Annotated in this window: 15 protein-coding genes and 1 pseudogene; 13 read left to right on the top strand and 3 right to left on the bottom strand. The window is 58.9% G+C overall.

The annotated features are described in order from the left end of the window. The first annotated feature begins 14 nt into the window (after positions 1-14). Both HHL14_RS27060 and HHL14_RS27055 read left to right on the top strand, forming a co-directional pair. A complete protein-coding gene (locus HHL14_RS27060) occupies positions 15-1,454 on the top strand; it encodes a carotenoid oxygenase family protein (RefSeq protein ID WP_169500669.1) in 1,440 nt (479 codons plus the stop codon). A gap of 67 nt (positions 1,455-1,521) precedes the next feature. Then, positions 1,522-2,601, top strand: coding sequence for a porin (locus HHL14_RS27055; RefSeq protein ID WP_169500668.1), 1,080 nt, complete (start codon positions 1,522-1,524; stop codon positions 2,599-2,601). A 148-nt stretch (positions 2,602-2,749) separates the two neighbouring features. Here HHL14_RS27055 and HHL14_RS27050 read toward each other — a convergent pair whose 3' ends face one another. After that, on the bottom strand, positions 2,750-3,697 hold the full coding sequence (locus tag HHL14_RS27050; RefSeq protein WP_169500667.1) for an AraC-like ligand-binding domain-containing protein: 948 nt from the start codon (positions 3,695-3,697) through the stop codon (positions 2,750-2,752). Positions 3,698-3,873: 176 nt separating this feature from the next. Between HHL14_RS27050 and HHL14_RS32910 the strand changes: the two genes are divergently transcribed. After that, positions 3,874-4,218: a hypothetical protein gene (locus HHL14_RS32910; RefSeq protein WP_206002539.1), complete on the top strand. Its 345-nt coding sequence runs from the start codon at positions 3,874-3,876 to the stop codon at positions 4,216-4,218. A gap of 289 nt (positions 4,219-4,507) precedes the next feature. Here the strand turns inward: HHL14_RS32910 and HHL14_RS27045 are convergent, their stop codons facing one another. Further along, a complete protein-coding gene (locus HHL14_RS27045) occupies positions 4,508-5,869 on the bottom strand; it encodes an FGGY-family carbohydrate kinase (RefSeq protein ID WP_169500666.1) in 1,362 nt (453 codons plus the stop codon). Between the two features lie 38 nt (positions 5,870-5,907). Further along, entirely contained in the window at positions 5,908-6,699 is a 792-nt protein-coding gene (locus tag HHL14_RS27040; protein WP_169500665.1) for a DeoR/GlpR family DNA-binding transcription regulator, read from the bottom strand. A 179-nt stretch (positions 6,700-6,878) separates the two neighbouring features. On the opposite strand from HHL14_RS27040, the gene HHL14_RS27035 reads away from it, so the two are divergent. The 10 genes and pseudogenes from HHL14_RS27035 to HHL14_RS34115 all read left to right on the top strand — a co-directional run. Then, complete coding sequence (locus HHL14_RS27035; RefSeq protein WP_169500664.1) at positions 6,879-8,999, top strand: bifunctional rhamnulose-1-phosphate aldolase/short-chain dehydrogenase; 2,121 nt, start codon at positions 6,879-6,881, stop codon at positions 8,997-8,999. Between the two features lie 93 nt (positions 9,000-9,092). Then, positions 9,093-10,583 (top strand): sugar ABC transporter ATP-binding protein, encoded by a 1,491-nt coding sequence (locus HHL14_RS27030; protein WP_169500663.1) that lies wholly within the window; start codon positions 9,093-9,095, stop codon positions 10,581-10,583. A gap of 39 nt (positions 10,584-10,622) precedes the next feature. After that, positions 10,623-11,582: an ABC transporter permease gene (locus HHL14_RS27025; protein ID WP_169500662.1), complete on the top strand. Its 960-nt coding sequence runs from the start codon at positions 10,623-10,625 to the stop codon at positions 11,580-11,582. 37 nt (positions 11,583-11,619) lie between these two features. Further along, complete coding sequence (locus tag HHL14_RS27020) at positions 11,620-12,621, top strand: substrate-binding domain-containing protein (RefSeq protein WP_169500661.1); 1,002 nt, start codon at positions 11,620-11,622, stop codon at positions 12,619-12,621. Between the two features lie 87 nt (positions 12,622-12,708). Further along, entirely contained in the window at positions 12,709-13,467 is a 759-nt protein-coding gene (locus HHL14_RS27015) for an SDR family oxidoreductase (RefSeq protein WP_169500660.1), read from the top strand. A 159-nt stretch (positions 13,468-13,626) separates the two neighbouring features. After that, positions 13,627-14,547 (top strand): ABC transporter substrate-binding protein, encoded by a 921-nt coding sequence (locus HHL14_RS27010; protein WP_169500659.1) that lies wholly within the window; start codon positions 13,627-13,629, stop codon positions 14,545-14,547. 63 nt (positions 14,548-14,610) lie between these two features. Beyond that, positions 14,611-16,122, top strand: a complete 1,512-nt coding sequence (locus HHL14_RS27005) for a sugar ABC transporter ATP-binding protein (RefSeq protein WP_169500754.1) — start codon at positions 14,611-14,613, stop codon at positions 16,120-16,122. Next, the gene (locus HHL14_RS27000; RefSeq protein ID WP_169500658.1) at positions 16,119-17,099 is read left to right on the top strand and encodes an ABC transporter permease; all 981 of its coding nucleotides are present in this window, start codon (positions 16,119-16,121) and stop codon (positions 17,097-17,099) included. Before HHL14_RS27005 ends, HHL14_RS27000 begins: the two co-directional genes overlap by 4 nt. 36 nt (positions 17,100-17,135) lie before the next feature. Next, a complete protein-coding gene (locus tag HHL14_RS26995; RefSeq protein ID WP_169500657.1) occupies positions 17,136-18,272 on the top strand; it encodes an alcohol dehydrogenase catalytic domain-containing protein in 1,137 nt (378 codons plus the stop codon). Between the two features lie 4 nt (positions 18,273-18,276). Next, positions 18,277-18,375: pseudogene (locus HHL14_RS34115) on the top strand (IS6 family transposase); the annotation flags it as partial. Positions 18,376-18,672 lie beyond the last annotated feature (297 nt).

Raw genomic sequence — 18,672 nt, 5'->3', positions numbered from 1 at the left:
TGGAGCAATGCAAAGTGACGACACGTTTTCCCCAAACACAAGCTTTTAGTGGCCCGAATGCACCGGTGCGTATCGAGTGCGATATTGAAGATCTACCGGTCGATGGCCGCCTGCCATCCGATATTGAAGGTACATGGTATCGGATTGGTCCGGATCCTAAATTCGCGCCATTGGCGGGCGACGATTTGTACGTCGCCGGCGATGGAGTCATCAGTTCAGTCAAGTTTCAGAACGGTCGGGTAGCGTTCAAAATGCGTTACGTGCAGACCGAGCGGCTTCTGCGCGAGCGCGCTGCGGGACGCGCATTGTATGGTGCGTATCGCAATCCGTTTACCGACGACGCATCGGTCGCCGGGACGAACAGGGGCACCGCGAACACAACACCCGTGTGGCACGGAGGGCGCCTGCTGGCGTTGAAGGAGGACTCGCTGCCCTATGAACTGGATCCGGACACGCTCGAAACCCTAGGGGTTTGCAATTTTCAGGGTCAACTGAAGAGTCCGACGTTTGCGGCGCATCCGAAACTTGATCCCGAAACGGGCGAGTTGTTCGCCTTCAGCTATGAGTGTGATGGAGAAGCGACCAACACGGTTGCCCTATGTGTTGTTTCCCCCGACGGAAAACTAGTTCGTGAGGAGCGGTTCGAGGCTCCGTACGCGTCGTTCATGCACGATTTTGCGGTCACGCGTGAGCACATCATCTTTCTTGTTTTCCCCACAACCGCAGACCTCACCCGGATCAAATCCGGGGGCGCGCATTGGGTATGGGACGACAGCAAAGACGCGTACGCCGGGGTGATGCGACGTGACGGCGCGGTGTCGGAGATGGTCTGGTTCCGGATGCCGCCTTGCTACGCCTTCCACGTCATGAATGCCTTCACCGAGGGTGATCTGGTGAACGTCGACCTCTGTCTTGCCGACCGAAACCCGTTTCCGGGAATCGACGATATAAACAACGCGCCGTTCAACCCGGAAGCCGGTGCCCCATTTTTGACGCGCCTGACTTTCGACCTCAAGGATTCGAAAGAGACTCGCAAGACACGGTTAGCACCCATGCCTGGCGACATGCCTAGCGTTGCGGCAAGTTCGGCGATGAGTCGGCAGCGGGTCGGCTACTACGCCGGTCTTGACCCGTCGATAGAACTTCACAACGGCGGCCCGACGGGGGCCGCTTTCAATCACCTGTGTCGCGTCGACTTCGAGTCAGGGGCTTTCACTGCGTTGCACCTCGGGAAAGACGTCACGTTCCAAGAGCCTATTCACGTGGCCGACTCAGATGGAAGCGGCGAAGGTTATCTCCTCGCGGTCGCAGACAGGCACGACGAGGTCATGTCGGACATCGTCGTTCTGAGCGCTGCGAATCCGGAGCGGGGACCACTTGCAACGATTCATCTGCCGTTTCGCTTGCGCAATGCCTTCCATGGGACTTGGGTTTCATCGGTTTGCCGAAGCTAAGGTGTATCCGCCTCCCGGCACAAGTCACTCGCGCAGAGATTGATAAAACTCATATTTGGAGACCACAGTGAAGAAGACATTGGCTTTATGCGCAGCGTTAGCCGTGACCCCGCAGGCTTTTGCTCAATCGAGCGTCACGCTCGCGGGGGTCATCGACATGGGTTATACATACAACGGCCGCATCTTTTCGAAGGGGGGCGTTTCAGGTCAACACTCGAGCTCGCTGCAAAGCGGCGCGTTTCGAGGCAGTCGAATCGTATTCTCCGGGACTGAAGACCTGGGAGGCGCACAGCATGCCTTCTTCATGCTCGAAAACGGATTTCAAGCTAACACAGGAGCACTCGGGCAAGGTGGCCTTCTGTTTGGCCGGCAGGCATACGTCGGCCTGAGTGGTAATTGGGGGGCTGTTCGATTGGGTCATCAATATACTCAATTATTCGACCGTTTATCGATGACGGACCCCTTCGTCAACCTGATGGCGGGCGGAAATGGAAACATCGAGACGCCGAATCCCCGGGTGGATAATGCGATTTTGTACCTCTCTCCGACATTTCACGGATTCAGCGCGAACGCGATGTTTAGCCTTGGAGGCGTGGCGGGAAATTTTAGAGCGGGAAACCAATGGTCCGGCGATATTACGTATTCGAGCGGTCCGATCTACGCCACTTACATTCATAACGAAATTTCGAGCAACCCTGGTGTCGTTCCTAATCCTGGTGCGCCGGCCTACGGGCCGAACAACGTGACCGGAAAAATCGATTTGGTCGGCGGCGTATACGACTTCAAGTACTTCAAACTTCACGCGAACTACTATCGCGCCGTGAACCTGGCGAACAACAGTATTCCCAATCCAATCGTGCAGGAAGGAGGCCGATTCCAGAACTGGATGGCAGGCGTCACCGTGCCATTCGGTCCGGCATGGAGATTCGAAGCCTCGTATACGCATCACGATGATCAAACCGGGAAAGGGCAGAACGCGAGTCAATATGCGGTAGGTGGATTCTATCTTCTGAGCAAGCGAACGAGCGTTTTCTCATCTTTTTCACGTATCGTGAACAAGAATGGGGCGACCTTCTCCGTCGCGAACTCAACCAACCCGGGTGTCGGGGAATTGCAATTTAATATCGGGCTGGATCACAGCTTCTAAAGCGGCTATTTTGGCAGACCGTTCGGTCTGGTCTGCAGGCTCATCGGCGCGAGATGAGCCTGCTACTTTATGGATCGAATCGTGCTGACGGCGTCTTATGGCACTGTCCGACGGCGACTCACGGGCGGCTCAGTGGGACACTGAGCCGTTACCCGAGTGCCGTCTGCCTGAAGTCGCGCGGAGAAATCCCATAGGTCTCTTTAAAGCTCGTGCTGAAATGAGCGGAGCTGTTAAACCCCCATTTGAACGCAATTTTCGTTATTGCTTCGGATCCGCCGGCGATGAGTTCCTTTCGGCATCGCTCTAACCGGTTCTTCAGGATATAGGTTCCGATGGTCCCGTCTGATTCCGCCGCGAACGCTTTATGAAGGCTGCGTTTCCCGTAGCCGAGGTTCGCAGCAATTTTATCGACGCTCAGTAGCGGGTCTTCTAAATGTGAGTCGATATAGGCGCGAATTTTTTGCGCAAGGGCGAACTTCGTCCCGCCGTCGGATGGGATGGAAATTTGTTCGGCGAGTGCTTGTTGGAACAGCCTGATGATTATTTCTTCTATGTCGCTACGCGCTTTCATGCTACAGGCCGACAGCTCTTCCATGGCATTTTGCGCAAAGTTCGCGGCGAGACTTCCCACTCCGCTTGTCGCGTCAAGACGACGTCCTAACGATTCTTCCGCTATAAGACGGTTGTGGAACAACCTTTCCCTCGGAACAAGAATCATCAATTGCTCGACGTTGCCCTTGTTGACGGCGCGGAAGTCACGAGCTGTCTCGTAGACGGACCATTCCCTCGGACGCAGCTCCACGGTTCGACCGGCCTGTTCGAACGAAGCCTCACCTCGAAGCTGAAGCAGGATAAAGAGCCGATCGTCAGCCAATCGCGGCTGAAGCGGACCGTCCCGGCGGATTACAGTGTGTTTCGACGCGGCGATATGGCAGGCACGAAGCGTGTGTATATCTCCAAACTGCATTTCACCAGAGAAATCGGGTCCTTCGACAAACGCATCCAACAAACCCGTGTCAGGTTGCGACGCAGAGAGCACGAGCCGTGGCGGCAGCATCAATTCGAGAAAAGCGCTCCCCCACCTAGCCAGGCGCATGTGGGTCTCTGCGTCGTCCGTACTAAGTCGAGTGAATCCGTTCATATGCTGCAACCCGATGGAACAGCGCTTGAAGGCTGTTGAAAAACTGTTTCAGTGACGCCCGGAAGGGATATTTGCGGTGGTGGCCTTTGCTCACTGGAGTTGCGCGAGCCGGTCGTAGAGGGAGTTGTTAGGTGGGCAATTTCCTCCAGCACCTTGCCGACTGGAACTTGGGCAATCGACTGAATGTAGGAGTGTTGCGTTACACAACGGACGATGTCAATCCGGGCATGTCCGCGGATTGCGCTTCGAGATGGAGAGCTAGCGGTCCCTCACTGGCTCGCGCTTTCAATGTGGGAATTGCGGCACGTTACCAGCACGTGATCGTCCCTTTGTTGCTATGCAGCTTGTGCCTCGTGCTAGCGACGCTGACGAATCATCAGCTACTTGCGCTGGCGTTGCTGTTTTTCGCCGGCATTGGCCTGGGCGGAGCGCAGAGCGTTTTCTGGACCATTCCAACAAGCTTCCTGACGAAGTAGGCGGCGGGTCAAGGGATCGCCGCCATCAGCCTTTGTGGCAACCTCAGTGGTCTTTTCGGTCCGTTTGCACTCGGCCTGATACTGCAGGCTTCGGGTTCATTCAGGCTGCCCGCATACGTCATGGCAACACTGATGGCATGCGGTGCATTGCTGGCCGTATTCGTGCGCAACCGCGATCCCTCGATAGCGATCAGCAACGACAAATCGCCAACGGTCAGCGCATGCATCGAGACCTGATGTGCGGGAGCGCGCTGCTGCATTGTCGGGTATCGCCACCGGAACCGCGAGTTCATGGATGTCCCGGTCCTAACGCGGTATGCCATTGGGTGGCGTAGTCCGACAAACCCAAAACCGAACAGGGCAGAGCGCGCGAGCGCGCAGCGTCATATGTTGCGGGCTGGGACGCCAGAAGATAGGCACCGCCGGTTGTCCCCGAGCGGTCCTCGGACACCCAGACCGCCTGCTCTGGTCGCAATGTCGCGAGCAATGCCGCGAAGTGGCGATTGGCTGTGAAGGCGCCTTCGATCACGATTTGGCCACTGCTCTTCAGACGCGTGAGGCAGTCGTCGGTGACCAACGCGGTGTAGAGCGTGGCCAAAGCATAGGACTCGTGTGGCGAGCTCGGTTGCGGCCCACGGATTTCACCGCGCCGCTCGGGCCAAGGGCCACCAAGCGGTGCGAAGCTCGGCAGTGCGAGCGTTCTCCGTGCGACGAGCGTTGCGATATCTCCCCAGCTGCAGTCGCCGGCCGGCCCCGCGTTGAGCACTGAGAACTCACGCCCCCCCATAAAACGGGCGCAAGCGATGGGTCGACCCCACGCATCGACATTGGCGAGCATGTCGCGTCGCGGGTCGAGCACCGAGAGGGGCGCGCCAAGACCAGCCACGAGCGCCCACGTACCCGACGAGATCACGTTCATCGGCGCCAGCGGTGACGGTGCGCCATAAAAGTGCTTGACCAGCGACGCGTTACTATCGTGGATACCGCACACGACGCGACAGTTCGCAGGTAGGCCGGTGCGTGCGGCCACATGGGGCAGCAATGTGCCAAGCGTGGCGTCCGCCTCGCGCAGCGGCGGGAAAAGTGATTGCCAGCCAAGCCTGTTCACCATGGGCGCCAGTCGACCACGCGTCACATCCCAGAGATCGGTATGACAGCCCCAGGACGTGATTTCACCGGAGGCCACGCCTGACAGGCGCCATGCCCAGTACTGGGGATAGGGCAAGATCGCGCGCGTGCGCGCAAACGCATCGGGGAACCGCCGGGACTGCCAGTACAACTGCTTGCCGACGTTCAATCCGCCCGCTAGCGCGGGCGAAAAGGTGCAGCCGAAATCATCCCTTAGCGACGCGTAGACGGCGTCAATTTCGGCGATTCCGGTGAACTCGTAGTCGAGCACCGGTAGCGCAAGCTCTCCGTCACCCAGCAGCGCGACCGTTGCACCATGTGTCGTTGTGATGATCGAGCCGACGCGGTGCGGCTCCGGCAATTGCTTCAGTTTGCATAGCAACCAGTCCCAGATGGTGTCGACGTCGAAGTGTGGATAAATGCCTGCGTGAACGGCATGGTTGGCGCAGCGCGCTTCCGAAAGTGACGTTCCGTCCTCATCGATCAGGCTCAGTTTGAGGTTGGTTTTGCCAATGTCGAACACTACTACCCTGCCGCTATGCGCACTGTTCGGCACAGGATTCATGGCGCCACCGGCTCGGCATCGACCGCCACCACTTCGATCCCCTGACCTTGCAGCATTTCAATGGTCTCCGCAGTGACGCCGTTGTCGGTGATCAGCATCCTGACCCGCGAGAGCGGGCACACGATGAGGCCACCGCGCCGGCTCTTGAACTTGGAGCTGTCGACGAGCACGATCAGCTCGTCGGCCTGCTTCATCAGCTTGATCTCGGCACGCACCAGAAGTGGATCGCCCTCGATTAATCCTAGCGGTGACACAGCGGCCGCACCGATGAACATCTTGCTCGCGTAGTGATTCTGGATCACGTCGTTCTCGAAGGGACTGACGATCACGTTCTGTTCCCGGTACACCTTGCCACCGGGTAGCAGGATTTCATTGCGGCTACGCGTGAGCAACTCGTGAGCCGTGAGGAACGAGTTGGTCAGGATGGTGAGCTGACTGTCGATGAGGTACTCTGCCATCATATGTGTCGTGCTGCCGCCATTGATGATGACGGTCTCACCGTTCAGACACATCTGCGCCGCGCGCCGGGCGATCGCCCTTTTGCGCTCCGGATACACCGCCGTGCTTTCCCAGAAGTTCGACCCCACCAGTCCATCCGGCTTGTCGGGTGCGAGATGCTGTGCGCCGCCGTGGACCTTGACGAGTTGCCCGCCGGTCGCAAGCACCGTGATGTCGCGCCGGATAGTAGCGGCCGAAGCACTAAGCACACCTTCAAGTTCGGTGACTGTCACGTTGCCCCGTTCAGCGAGGATTCTCAGCAGTTTCTTGCGCCGGGTATGGTTGATCAAGACATGTTCTCCATTTTATCGGATTATGTCATTCGAGCATCGAACAATCATCAAATGGCTAATAATGGAAAACCCGCAATCAAAACAATCATAAAGTTGATCGAAATATGATTGAAAAATGATCGTTTTGTGGACAAACTGCGACCGTCAACCCACAAAACCCGCGAGACACCGTTTCCATGAAGACCTCCTCCGCTCTTGCCGCTTCGAACCCGATCGTCTCCCTATGGAACGACGCACAGGTTGCATCGATGTCGGAACCCGAGCTTCTGCTCTATCGCTCCAACCTGCTGGGCAGCGACCTGCGCATCACCAACTTTGGCGGTGGCAATACGTCAGGAAAGATCGACATGCCTGATCCATTGACCGGCCAGACGGCGAAGGTACTGTGGGTCAAAGGCTCGGGCGGCGACCTCGGCAGCATGAAGATCGACGGCTTCGCGACCCTTTACATGGACAGACTGCAGGCACTCAAGTCGCGCTACCGTGGACTGGCCAACGAGGATGAGATGGTGGCCATGGCCTCGCATTGCACGTTCAACCTGAATCCCCGCGCCGCGAGCATCGACACTGCATTGCATGCCTACATTCCCAAAGCGCACGTCGACCACATGCACCCGGACGCCGTGATCGCCATCGCTGCGAGCCAGAACGGCGAGCAACTTACACGCGAAATCTTCCACGGCGAACTGGCCTGGGTGCCGTGGCAACGTCCCGGCTTCGACCTGGGCGTGAAGCTTGGCGACATCACGCGCGATCAACCCCAGCTCAAAGGTCTCGTGCTGCAGAACCACGGCCTCTTCACCTGGGGCAATACGTCAAAGGAGTGCTACGAGAACACGGTGCGTGTGATCGCGCAGGCGAACGCTTGGCTCGCCGCACAGAGTGCTGAACCGGCCTTCGGTGGCGCCGTGCGAACTCCGCTCGACCCACAGGCGCGGCTACGCGTCATTGAACGGCTCGTTCCGTCGCTGCGCGGCAAGATCAGTGGGGATACCGCAGGCGGCCAGCGCAAGCAGGGCCATTTCGACGATCGCGCCGAGGTCCTCGATTTCGTCTGCAGCAAGGATCTCGCGCCCTTGGCGGCGCTCGGCACTTCCTGTCCCGATCATTTTCTGCGTACCAAGATCTATCCGCTGGTGCTGGACTTCGACCCGCAGAGGGACAACCTCGATGAGGTGATTGCCGGGCTCGACGTCACGCTTGAGCAATACCGGGAGAACTACCGCGCCTACTACGAGCGCTGCAAACGCCCGAACAGTCCGACCATGCGCGATCCGAACGCGGTGATCTACCTGATCCCCGGTGTCGGCATGTTGAGCTTTGCGCGCGACAAGGCCACGGCCCGCATCGCAAGCGAGTTCTACATCAATGCCATCAACGTGATGCGCGAGGCGCAGCGGGTGGACCGTTACGTTGGCCTGTCGGAGCAGGAGGCTTTCGACATCGAGTACTGGCTGCTGGAAGAAGCCAAGCTGCAGCGCATGCCCAAACCTAAGAGCCTTGCGGGCCGCATCGCGCTAGTCACTGGCGCGGCGGGCGGCATCGGTCGGGCGACGGCCGAGCGGTTTTTGCAGGAAGGTGCCTGTGTGCTGCTCGCCGACATCGATGCAAACGCATTGTCCGACGCCGAGACGAGCCTGCGCCAAAGTTTCGGCAAAGACATGGTGGCCAGTGCCGTGACGGACGTAACGAACGAAACTTCGGTTCAGGCGTCGATGGCCTCGGCCCTCACCAGCTTTGGAGGGCTCGACCTTGTAGTGTCGAACGCAGGCATCGCTTCGTCGGCGGCCATTGGCGATACCAGCCTCGAACTGTGGAACCGCAACATAAACATTCTGGCGACCGGCTACTTTCTGGTGGCGCGCGCTGCGTATCGGTTGCTCCAAGAGCAGGGCGTTGGCGGAAGCATCGTGTTTGTCGCCAGCAAGAATGGGCTAGTCGCGTCCGCGGGTGCCGCGGCCTATTGCACGGCCAAGGCGGCGGAAATTCATCTTGCACGCTGCCTCGCGCTGGAAGGTGCAGAGCATGGCATTCGCGTCAACGTAGTGAACCCCGACGCCGTGATACGCGGGTCAAAAATCTGGGACGGCAAGTGGAAGGAAGAACGTGCCGCCACCAATAAGATCGCCACGGACGACATCGAAGACTTCTATCGCAAACGCAGCATGCTCAAGCTCAGCGTCTTGCCTGAAGACATCGCCGAAGGTGTGTACTTCTTCGCGAGCGATCTGTCTGCCAAGTCGACCGGGAACATTCTCAACGTCGATGCAGGCAACGCTGCCGCCTTCACCCGGTGAGCCACATACCGCCACGCGCGAGCCCCAGCGCGCGGCGGCAGATGCACGGCGTCCCTCGGGATGCCGCAAAGACAAACTCAATGTGGTGGAGACATGGACAACGATCACTACCTGCTTCATGCAGCGGGTGTGCAGAAATCGTTCAACGGCGTGCCGGCGCTACGCGACGGCCGGCTTGAATTGCGTCCGGGCACGGTGCACGCGCTGTGCGGCGGCAACGGCGCGGGCAAGTCGACCTTTCTGAACATCCTGACTGGCATGCTGCGGCGCGACGGCGGTACGATCAGCTGCAAGGGTCAGCCGGTCAATTTCGAGTCGCCGGCTGAATCGCTGGCGGCCGGCATTGCGATGATCAGCCAGGAGCTGAATCCGTTGCTCGACATGACCGTCGCGGAGAATCTCTTTCTTGGTCGCGAACCGATGAAGTTTGGCGGCCTCGTCGTCGACTACAGCCGTCTCTTCAAGCGCGCCACCGCGCTGATGGAGTCTCTCGGCTTTGACATCGACGTGCGAGCGCCGCTGCGGCAACTGAGCCTGGCGAAGCGCCAGCTTGTCGAAATCGCCAAGGCGATTAGCTACGACAACGACATTCTGATCATGGATGAGCCGACCTCCGCGATCGGCGAGGCCGAAACGGGGATTCTGTTTGACGCGATCCGTCGACTGACTGCGCGCGGGGTGGGGGTGATCTATGTCTCGCACAGGATGAGCGAGATATTTTCGATCGCCACCGAATACACGATTTTTCGCAATGGCGGCTTTGTCGAATCGGGACTGCTTGCAGACATCGACACCACGCATCTCGTGCATGGGATGGTCGGAGAACACGTGACGCGCAGCCAGCGCCCAGCCACATTGCGCGACGAGCCCGTGATGCTCGAAGCGCGTGGCTACGCGCAGCGCACGCGTTTCACCGGCATCGATCTGCAGGTGAAACGCGGTGAAATCCTCGGTGTCTATGGCCTGATGGGCGCTGGCCGAAGTGAATTTCTCAACGCCGTTTTCGGTCTGACGCGGCCTGATAAAGGCACGCTGTTGATCGACGGAAAACCGGTGCGCATCGACAAGCCTGCCGATGCGCTGAGTAACGGACTCGCGCTGATTACGGAGGACCGCAAGGACACGGGCCTGATCGGGTGCCGTTCGGTACGGGAAAACGTCACTCTTGCTGCGCTACGTAGCTATTCGAAATCCGGCTGGATTCATGCTGATCTCGAACGGGATGCCCTCGCGCAGATGGTTCGGCAATTCTCGATTCGCACCAGTTCCTCGGAAATTCCGGTGCAACAGCTCTCGGGCGGCAACCAGCAGAAAGTCATCCTCTCGCGCTTTCTGCTCACCCAGCCGCGCATTCTGCTGTGTGATGAACCCACTCGCGGCATCGACGAAGGCACCAAGCAGCAGATCTACGAGTTCCTCAATACCTTCGTGGCGAATGGCCGGTGCGCGATCGTCGTGTCGTCTGAACTCGATGAAGTGATGCAGGTGAGCGATCGAATCGCCGTGTTCGCGCGTGGCCGCATTACCGGGACGCTCACACGCGTCGAGGCTTCACATCACGCGTTGACGCATCTCGCGTCGTGAGTACTGCGGATTTCCCGTACTTTTCTGGTGCCCAACATCATGATGCTTGCACAAAGTTCCCTGTCGATGAAGCACCTGTCACGCTACGGCATCGTCGCGGCCCTTGTCGCGATCTGCATTGCGCTGTCGTTGATGAACCCGTATTTTCTGACCGTCAACAACCTGCTGAACATCATGCAGCAGGTCTCGATCAACGGCTTGCTGGCGATCGGCATGACCTTCGTGATCCTCGCCGGCGGCATTGATCTTTCAGTGGGCTCGGTGGTCGCCTTCGCCGGCATGGTGGCGGCGAGCGTCGTCGCGGGCGATACGCCCCATGCCCCATTTGCGGCGGTTGCCGCGGGCATCGTGGCCGGCGTGGCGTGCGGCGCGCTTAACGGTATTGTGATTGCCCGCTTCCGCGTGCCTGCGTTCGTCGTCACCCTCGGTATGCTCAGTGTCGCGCGCGGCGCGACGCAGATATACAACGACGGTATGCCGATATCCGGCCTATCCGACTCTTTCCTTTTTATCGGTCAGGGGAAAGTGGGCGGCGTGCCCATCCCGGTTCTGATCTTTCTGGTCCTGTTCATCGCGTCACTCATCGTGTTGCGCTATTCCCGCTTTGGCCGATATGTCTATGCAGTCGGCGGCAACGAAAAGAGCGCACGTGCGAGCGGCGTGCCGACCCGGCTGATCCTGCTGTCTGTCTATGCGATTTGCGGCGGCTGCGCGGGTCTGGCCGGGATCGTGCTCAACGCCCGCACTACGTCAGCGTTGACGCAGGCCGGCGTCGGATATGAACTCGACGCAATTGCGGCCGTCGTGATCGGCGGCACCAGCCTTTCGGGCGGAATCGGCGGTGTAGCCGGCACCCTGTTTGGCGTGCTGATCATCGGCGTGATTAACAACGGACTCGACCTGATGGGTGTGTCTTCGTACTACCAGCAGGTCATCAAAGGCGCTGTCATCGTGTGTGCGGTTCTGCTCGATATCGCCGCACGCCGGGAAAGTAACTGAGGCGGTGCCTCGCACAATCTGAAAACCAGGAGACGATATGAACTTAGGAAAATGGCTTACGGCGGCTGCGCTCGGCGCAACGTGCGTAGGGGCGTTCGCGCAAGCCGCGCCGGCTAAAACGTGGAAAATCGGCGCCGCCGTGTACGGCCAGCGAAACGAGTATGCGCAGCTTTGGGTGAACGCGATCAAGGACCATCCCGCAGTCAGGAGCGGTCTGGTGAACCTGACAGTCTTCGATGGTCGCTACGATCACATGACGCAGGACGGTCAGTTCGACACGATGATCACGCAGAAATATGATGGCGCGATCTACATTCCAATTGACTCCATCGCCGGCGGTAATGTCGTGCGCAAAGCGGCTGCCGCGGGTCTGCCAGTAGTTGGCTCGAACGGGCCGGTGAAGAGCGATCAGCTGGTTTCGTACATCGGCTCGAACGACGTTCTCGGTGGGCAGCTCGAAGCAACCGCGGTCGTCAAGCAACTCGGCGGCAAAGGCGACGTCGTGATCCTCGAAGGGCCGGTGGGGCAGATGGGTGCGACCCAGCGAGGCCAGGGGATCGATCAGGTGCTCAAGCAGAACCCCGGCATCAAGGTGCTGGAGCGCAAGACCGCCAACTGGTCGCGTGCGGAGGCCCTGACGTTGATGCAGAACTGGATCACCGCGCATCCTGGCCAGATCAACGGTGTGATTGCCGAAAACGACGAGATGGCGCTTGGCGCGATCGCCGCCTTGAAGGCCGCAAACATCGATCCGAAGACTGTCCCGATCGCAGGTATCGACGGCGTGACTGATGCGGTCAAGGCAATCGCCCGCGGCGAGATGGTATTGACCGAGCGGCAGGACGCCAAGGCACAGGCCCAAGGTGCGCTCGATATTCTGCTGCGTCGTGAGATCGGCCCGAGCTACAAGCCACAGTCGGCGATCTGGCAACAGTACGCGTCGACCATGCCGTGGGGCGACGGTACTGCGAAGCTGTACGCGGTGCCATGGACTGAAGTGACGAAAGTGAACGCCGCGCAGTTTGAGACCGTGCGTTAAGTAGCCGCGCGGCTCGCCAGCTGGGCTCAGCACGGCTCCCCTGCGACGCCGGCCGGTTTTCCTCCTGCATCTAGAGGTTCTGTTTTCATGCCTAGCTCTTTTCAGCAAGCTCTCGACTTTAGCCATAAGGTCGTTCTGATTACCGGTGGCGCCTCGGGTATCGGCCTGGCCATCGCCACCGAGTTCGTGGCTCAAGGCGCGAGAGTTGCGCTGATCGATACCAGTGACGACGTGGAACGCGTTGCGGCGTCGTTCGGAAACGGCAGCGCCGGCTGGCTCGGGGACGTCAGCGACGAAGCGCGCACCGAGGCCATCGTGTCGGATGTCATTGCCCGTTTCGGACACATCGACGTACTCGTGAACAACGCTGGCATCGGACTGATCGAGAAGGCTGAGGCAATGAGCGCGGCACTATGGGACAAGACGATGGCGATCAATCTCCGGGGCCCGTTTCTCTACAGCCGCGCGGTTGGCCGCCACATGCTGGCGCGGGGCGTGGGGCGGATCGTCAACATGGCGTCGCAGGCTGCGCTCGTGGGGCTCGACAAGCACCTGGCCTACAGCGCGAGCAAAGCGGCGCTACTCGGGATGACGCGCGTACTGGCCGGCGAATGGGGGCCGCGTGGCATTACCGTCAACGCCATTTCGCCCACCGTCGTCGAAACCGAGCTCGGACGCCGCGCGTGGGCAGGGGAGGTTGGCGAGCAGTTCAAGCGCAAGATTCCGACGGGACGCTTTGCGCAACCTGACGAAATTGCGTTTGCCGCGCTATACCTTGCAAGTGACGCTGCCGGGATGATCAACGGTGAGAATCTCGTGGTCGACGGTGGATATACGTCGCAATAAGGCATTTTGTTCAAGCTGTTTGCAATCGGGCGAATCCCGTCCCAGGAATGGATTGCACCTTACCTGTCTGAATTCACCTCACGGAGATCGCCGGGCGAACGCAGCCTGCCAGGCAGGTTGCCTCGCGCGATCCACGACCAGATAACGATGGAGACAATCATGAATAAGCTCATTCGCACCACTCTCGTTGCCGCAGCGCTGAGCTGTGGCTTTTCGGTTGTTCATGCCGAGGCGCAGAAGCAGCCAATCAGAATCGGCGTGTCGTTTCAGGAGATGAACAACCCGTACTTCGTCCTGATGAAGCAAACCATCGAGGAGATGGCGGGGACAATCGGAGCGACGGTCGTCGTGACCGATGCGCGGCACGACGTGGCCAAGCAGATGAACGACGTCGAAGACATGCTGCAAAAGAAGATTGACATCCTGCTGCTGAACCCGACTGATTCCACTGGTGTGCAGTCGGCTGTACGCGCGGCGAAGAAGGCGGGAGTGATGGTCGTCACCGTGGATGCGAACGCAGAGGGTCCGGTCGACTCATACGTCGGTTCCAAAAATGCCGACGCAGGGCGTATCTCTTGCGACTATCTGGCAAAAAGCATCGGTGGCAAAGGCGATGTGGCCATTCTCGACGGGATTCCTGTCATTCCTATTCTGGAGCGCGTAAAAGGCTGCAAGGAATCGCTCGCGAAGTACCCCGGCATAAAGATCGTCACGACACAGAACGGCAAGCAGGAACGCGCTACCGCGTTAACGGTGACGGAAAACATGCTGGCAGCCAACCCGAACCTGAAAGGCATCTTCAGCGTCAACGACGGTGGCGCCATGGGCGCGCTGGCAGCTATTGAAAGCAGCGGCAAGGATGTCAAGCTCACGAGCGTGGACGGTGCGCCGGAAGTCATTAAGGCAATGCAAAAGCCTGGCTCGAAACTGGTTGCGACCGCCGCGCAATTCCCGCGCGACGAGATCCGCATTGCGATGGGTATCGCACTTGCCAAGTACTGGGGCGCCAATGTGCCTTCCACGGTGCCGGTGGATGTGAAGCTCATCGACGCCACGGGCGCGAAGACTTTCTCCTGGTAACACCGGCGACATCGTGTGCGCGGCGATTTCCTCGCCGCGCGCGGCAATCACGAGAATAGCGCGATGAACGACACGAACGAAATACTGAGACTCGAAAGCGTCTCGAAGACCTTCCCCGGCGTGAAAGCGCTCTCGGGGATCGATCTGTCAATTCGTAGAGGCGAAGTGCATGCGTTGCTGGGCGAGAACGGTGCAGGAAAGTCGACATTGATGAAGATCCTCTGCGGCATCTATCAGGCCGATGAGGGGCGCATCTACATCGAAGGCAGCAAGCGGAATTTCTCGGGGTACAAGGATGCCATCCAGGCCGGCATCGGTATCATCTTCCAGGAGTTCAGCCTCATCCCCTACCTGACTGCGGTGGAAAACATCTTTCTCGGGCGCTACCAGACCAACAGCATCGGTCTGATGAGCAAGGCGGCAATGAAGCATGCTGCGCGCGAGCTGTTCGAGGAACTGGGGGTCGAGATCAATCTAAACGTGCCTATCTGCGAACTCTCGGTGGCGCAGCAGCAGTTTGTTGAGATCGGCAAAGCGCTCTCGCTTAAGGCCAGAATTCTGGTGCTGGATGAGCCGACTGCGACGCTTACGCCGAATGAGGCAGAGCATCTTTTCAAGGTGATGCGCGATCTGCGCGCCAAGGGTGTGGCGATGATCTTCATCTCACACCACCTGGAGGAGATTTTCGAGATCTGTGATCGCATCAGTGTGCTACGTGATGGTGCTAACGCAGGATTTGCCGATGTCGCCACCATTGACGTGGCGCAACTGGTGGAGATGATGGTGGGCCGGAAGATCGAGAAGAATTTTCCGCCCAAACCCACGCGCATACGCGGTGCGCGCAAAGTACTCGAAGTACCCGAGATACAACTCGCCAAAGGCGGGGCGGTCAATCGCTTCGATTTATACCAAGGAGAGATTCTTGGCTTCGCGGGACTGGTCGGTTCCGGGCGCACCGAGCTGGCTCTTGGGATGATGGGAGCTGACCCTGTTCACAAAAAGAGAGTGCTATTGAACGGGACTGAAACGTCCCTGAAAGACCCGACGGAAGCCTTGGCGAGCGGCATCGGCCTGTTGCCGGAAAGCCGCAAGGTCGAAGGACTCGTCACGGATTTCTCGATCCGCTTCAATATTTCGATCAACAACCTCAAAAAGTATGGCAAGAGAGCGTTGATCAGCCTGGCGGCCGAGAAGAAGTCGACCAGTGAATTGTGCCGGCGTGTGGGCGTAAAAGCGCCGAGCATTGAGTCGTGCGTTGCCACGCTGTCGGGCGGCAACCAGCAGAAGGTGGTAATCGCGCGCTGGCTCGATCATCAATGCGACGTGCTGATATTCGACGAGCCCACACGTGGAATCGACGTCGGCGCCAAGGCCGAAATCTACGAACTGATGCGCGAGCTCACGCAGCAGGGCAAGTCGATCATCATGATTTCGAGCGAACTGCCCGAGATTGTCGGCATGTGTGACCGCGTTTGCGTGTTCTCGCGCGGGTCCATCGTGGCTACGCTGGAAGGCGACTCCATCAATCCTGGCGACATCATGCGTCACGCTACCGCAGGGAACTCCATATCATGAACAGAACAGCCAGCTCCCCCGTTTTGCCAGCAGCGACCGGCGGCTTCTTTACCCAGCTACGCAGGTCGACGGCCTTCCTGCCGCTAGTGGGATTAGTCGTGATCTCTGTGTTCATGGTCTTCATGACGGACAATTTCCTGTCCGTCAGCAATTTGCAGAATATCGCGCTGCAGTCGTCGATCAACGGAATCATAGCCGTCGGCATGACGGCGGCCATCCTGACCGGTGGGGTCGACCTGTCGGTTGGCGCGGTGGTCGCCCTGTCAGGCACGCTGTGCGCGGGGCTGATGGTGCGCTTCGGTATTCCGATGTTTCTGGCTGTGCTGCTGGGCATCGCGGTGGGCGTGGTGTTCGGTATGTTCAATGGCTACTGTGTGGCGTATCTGCGCATGCCGTCGATTATCGTGACGCTGGCCACCATGGGCGTTGCGCGCGGGTTGGCGCTGATCTATACCGGCGGCTATCCGATTGATGGTTTGCCTGATTCGTTCTCGTTTCTCGGCGATGGCGTCGTGGCCGGCATCAAACTGCCAATTCTCATCATGTTGCTGACGTACGGAATCGCATTCGTTCTGCTCAACATGGCGCCGTTCGGCCGCTATGTTTATGCGATCGGCGGCAACGAAGAAGCTGCGCGTCTGTCTGGTGTGCGCGTGTCGCGTTACAAGTTGCTCGTGTATGCGCTTAGCGGTCTGACCGCGGGGATCGCCGGCATTGTTCTGGCGTCGCGCATTACCAGCGGCCAGCCAGGGGCCGGCGTCGGTTTTGAACTCGACGCCATCGCGGCGGTCGTGATGGGCGGCACGTCGATCGCCGGCGGCCGCGGGGCCATCCTGGGCACGCTCGTCGGAGCACTCCTGCTGGGTGTGCTCAACAACGGCTTGAACATCATGGGCGTCTCGCCTTACCTGCAATTGATCGTGAAGGGCGGCATCGTGCTGCTGGCGATCTTCATTAGCCGTGAAGCCAGGCGTTAAGTCGGCTTCTTCTCCACCCACACAGGATTTTTGAAAATGACTTACCACGGATTCGAAAAAGGCCTTGCGGGCAGCGCCATCGGACAAATCGCCGTCATGCAGGCTGTGGTTTGCCGCGGCCCGAAGGACTACCGCCTCGAAACGGTCGAACGCCCGAAGGCGGGGCCGCGCGAGTTGATCATCAGCATTGAGGCCTGCGGCATTTGCGCGTCAGATTGCAAGTGCTATTCGGGTGCCAAGATGTTCTGGGGCGGAGAAGGGCAGCCAGCTTATGTCAAACCACCGGTTATCCCGGGGCATGAGTTCTTTGGCTACGTCGAAGAGCTTGGCGAAGGCGCGGCCGAGCATTTTGGGGTAAAGAAGGGTGATCGCGTGATCGCCGAACAGATAGTGCCGTGCGACAAATGCATGTTCTGCAAGAGCGGCAAGTACTGGATGTGCGAAGTGCACAACATCTTCGGCTTCCAGCGTTTGGTAGCCGATGGCGGTATGGCCGATTACATGCGTTTGCCGGCGACCTCGCGGGTCCACAAGATTCCGGAAGAGATATCGCTGGAGGACGCCGCAATCATCGAACCGTTCGCCTGTGCTATCCATACGGTGAACCGGGGCGACATCCAGTTCGACGACGTCGTGGTTATTGCAGGCGCGGGCCCATTGGGTCTGATGATGGTGCAGGCCGTGCATCTCAAAACGCCGAAGAAGCTCGTGGTAATCGACCTCGTGCCAGAACGGCTCGCTCTCGCCAAAACATTCGGCGCAGACGTGGTGATCAATCCGAAGACCGAAGATGCTGAAGCAATCGTCAGGGGGCTAACCGGGGGCTACGGGTGCGACGTTTATCTGGAAACAACCGGCGTGCCCGCCGGTGTGACCCAGGGTCTGAACATGATCCGCAAACTGGGTCGCTTCGTGGAGTTCAGCGTTTTTGGTGCCGATACCACGGCGGACTGGTCAATCATCGGCGACCGAAAGGAACTGGATGTGCGCGGTGCGCACCTGGGGCCTTATTGCTACCCGGTAGTGATCGACCTGATGGCGCGCGGGCTTGTCACGTCCCAAGGCATTGTCACCCATAATTTTCCTCTCTCTGACTGGGAGAAAGCCATTGCCGTAGCCAATTCGCTCGACTCAATCAAAGTGCTGCTCAGGCCGCGGCCGTCTCGAATCTGACAAGATGCATCGCATTCGCAAGGGACAGTTCGACCTCTCCACGCTTGGATTCACAGATACTGCTGCGCTAATTGTTTGGAATGCTGTGCTACTCACTAAATAAGGTATCCGTATTTATTAAAAACGTCTCAATTCTACTAGCTATTTGCACCATGTATGGACGACTCCCTGTTGTCAAGCAGTCTCAGTTCTCTAGCATTGGGTCGAGGTTGCAGCCATGTATCCGGGCTCAGTTCACAGCACTCGCTGCGGGCCCACGATGAATATCCGCGAATGAACCGCACCGGATTTTGTGGAGGCTCCAACTCTTGAGAGAATGGAGCCATGAACAAGAAGGCAACCAAGTTTTCCCCGGAGGTTCGCGAGCGTGCAGTACGTTTAGTGCGCGAGCAGCGTAGCG

The sequence above is a fragment of the Paraburkholderia antibiotica genome (assembly GCF_012927125.1).
In the GTDB taxonomy this organism is placed as follows: Bacteria; Pseudomonadota; Gammaproteobacteria; order Burkholderiales; family Burkholderiaceae; genus Paraburkholderia; species Paraburkholderia antibiotica.
Note: the sequence above shows the minus strand (reverse complement) of the source record. Positions and strands in the feature narration are given on the sequence as shown.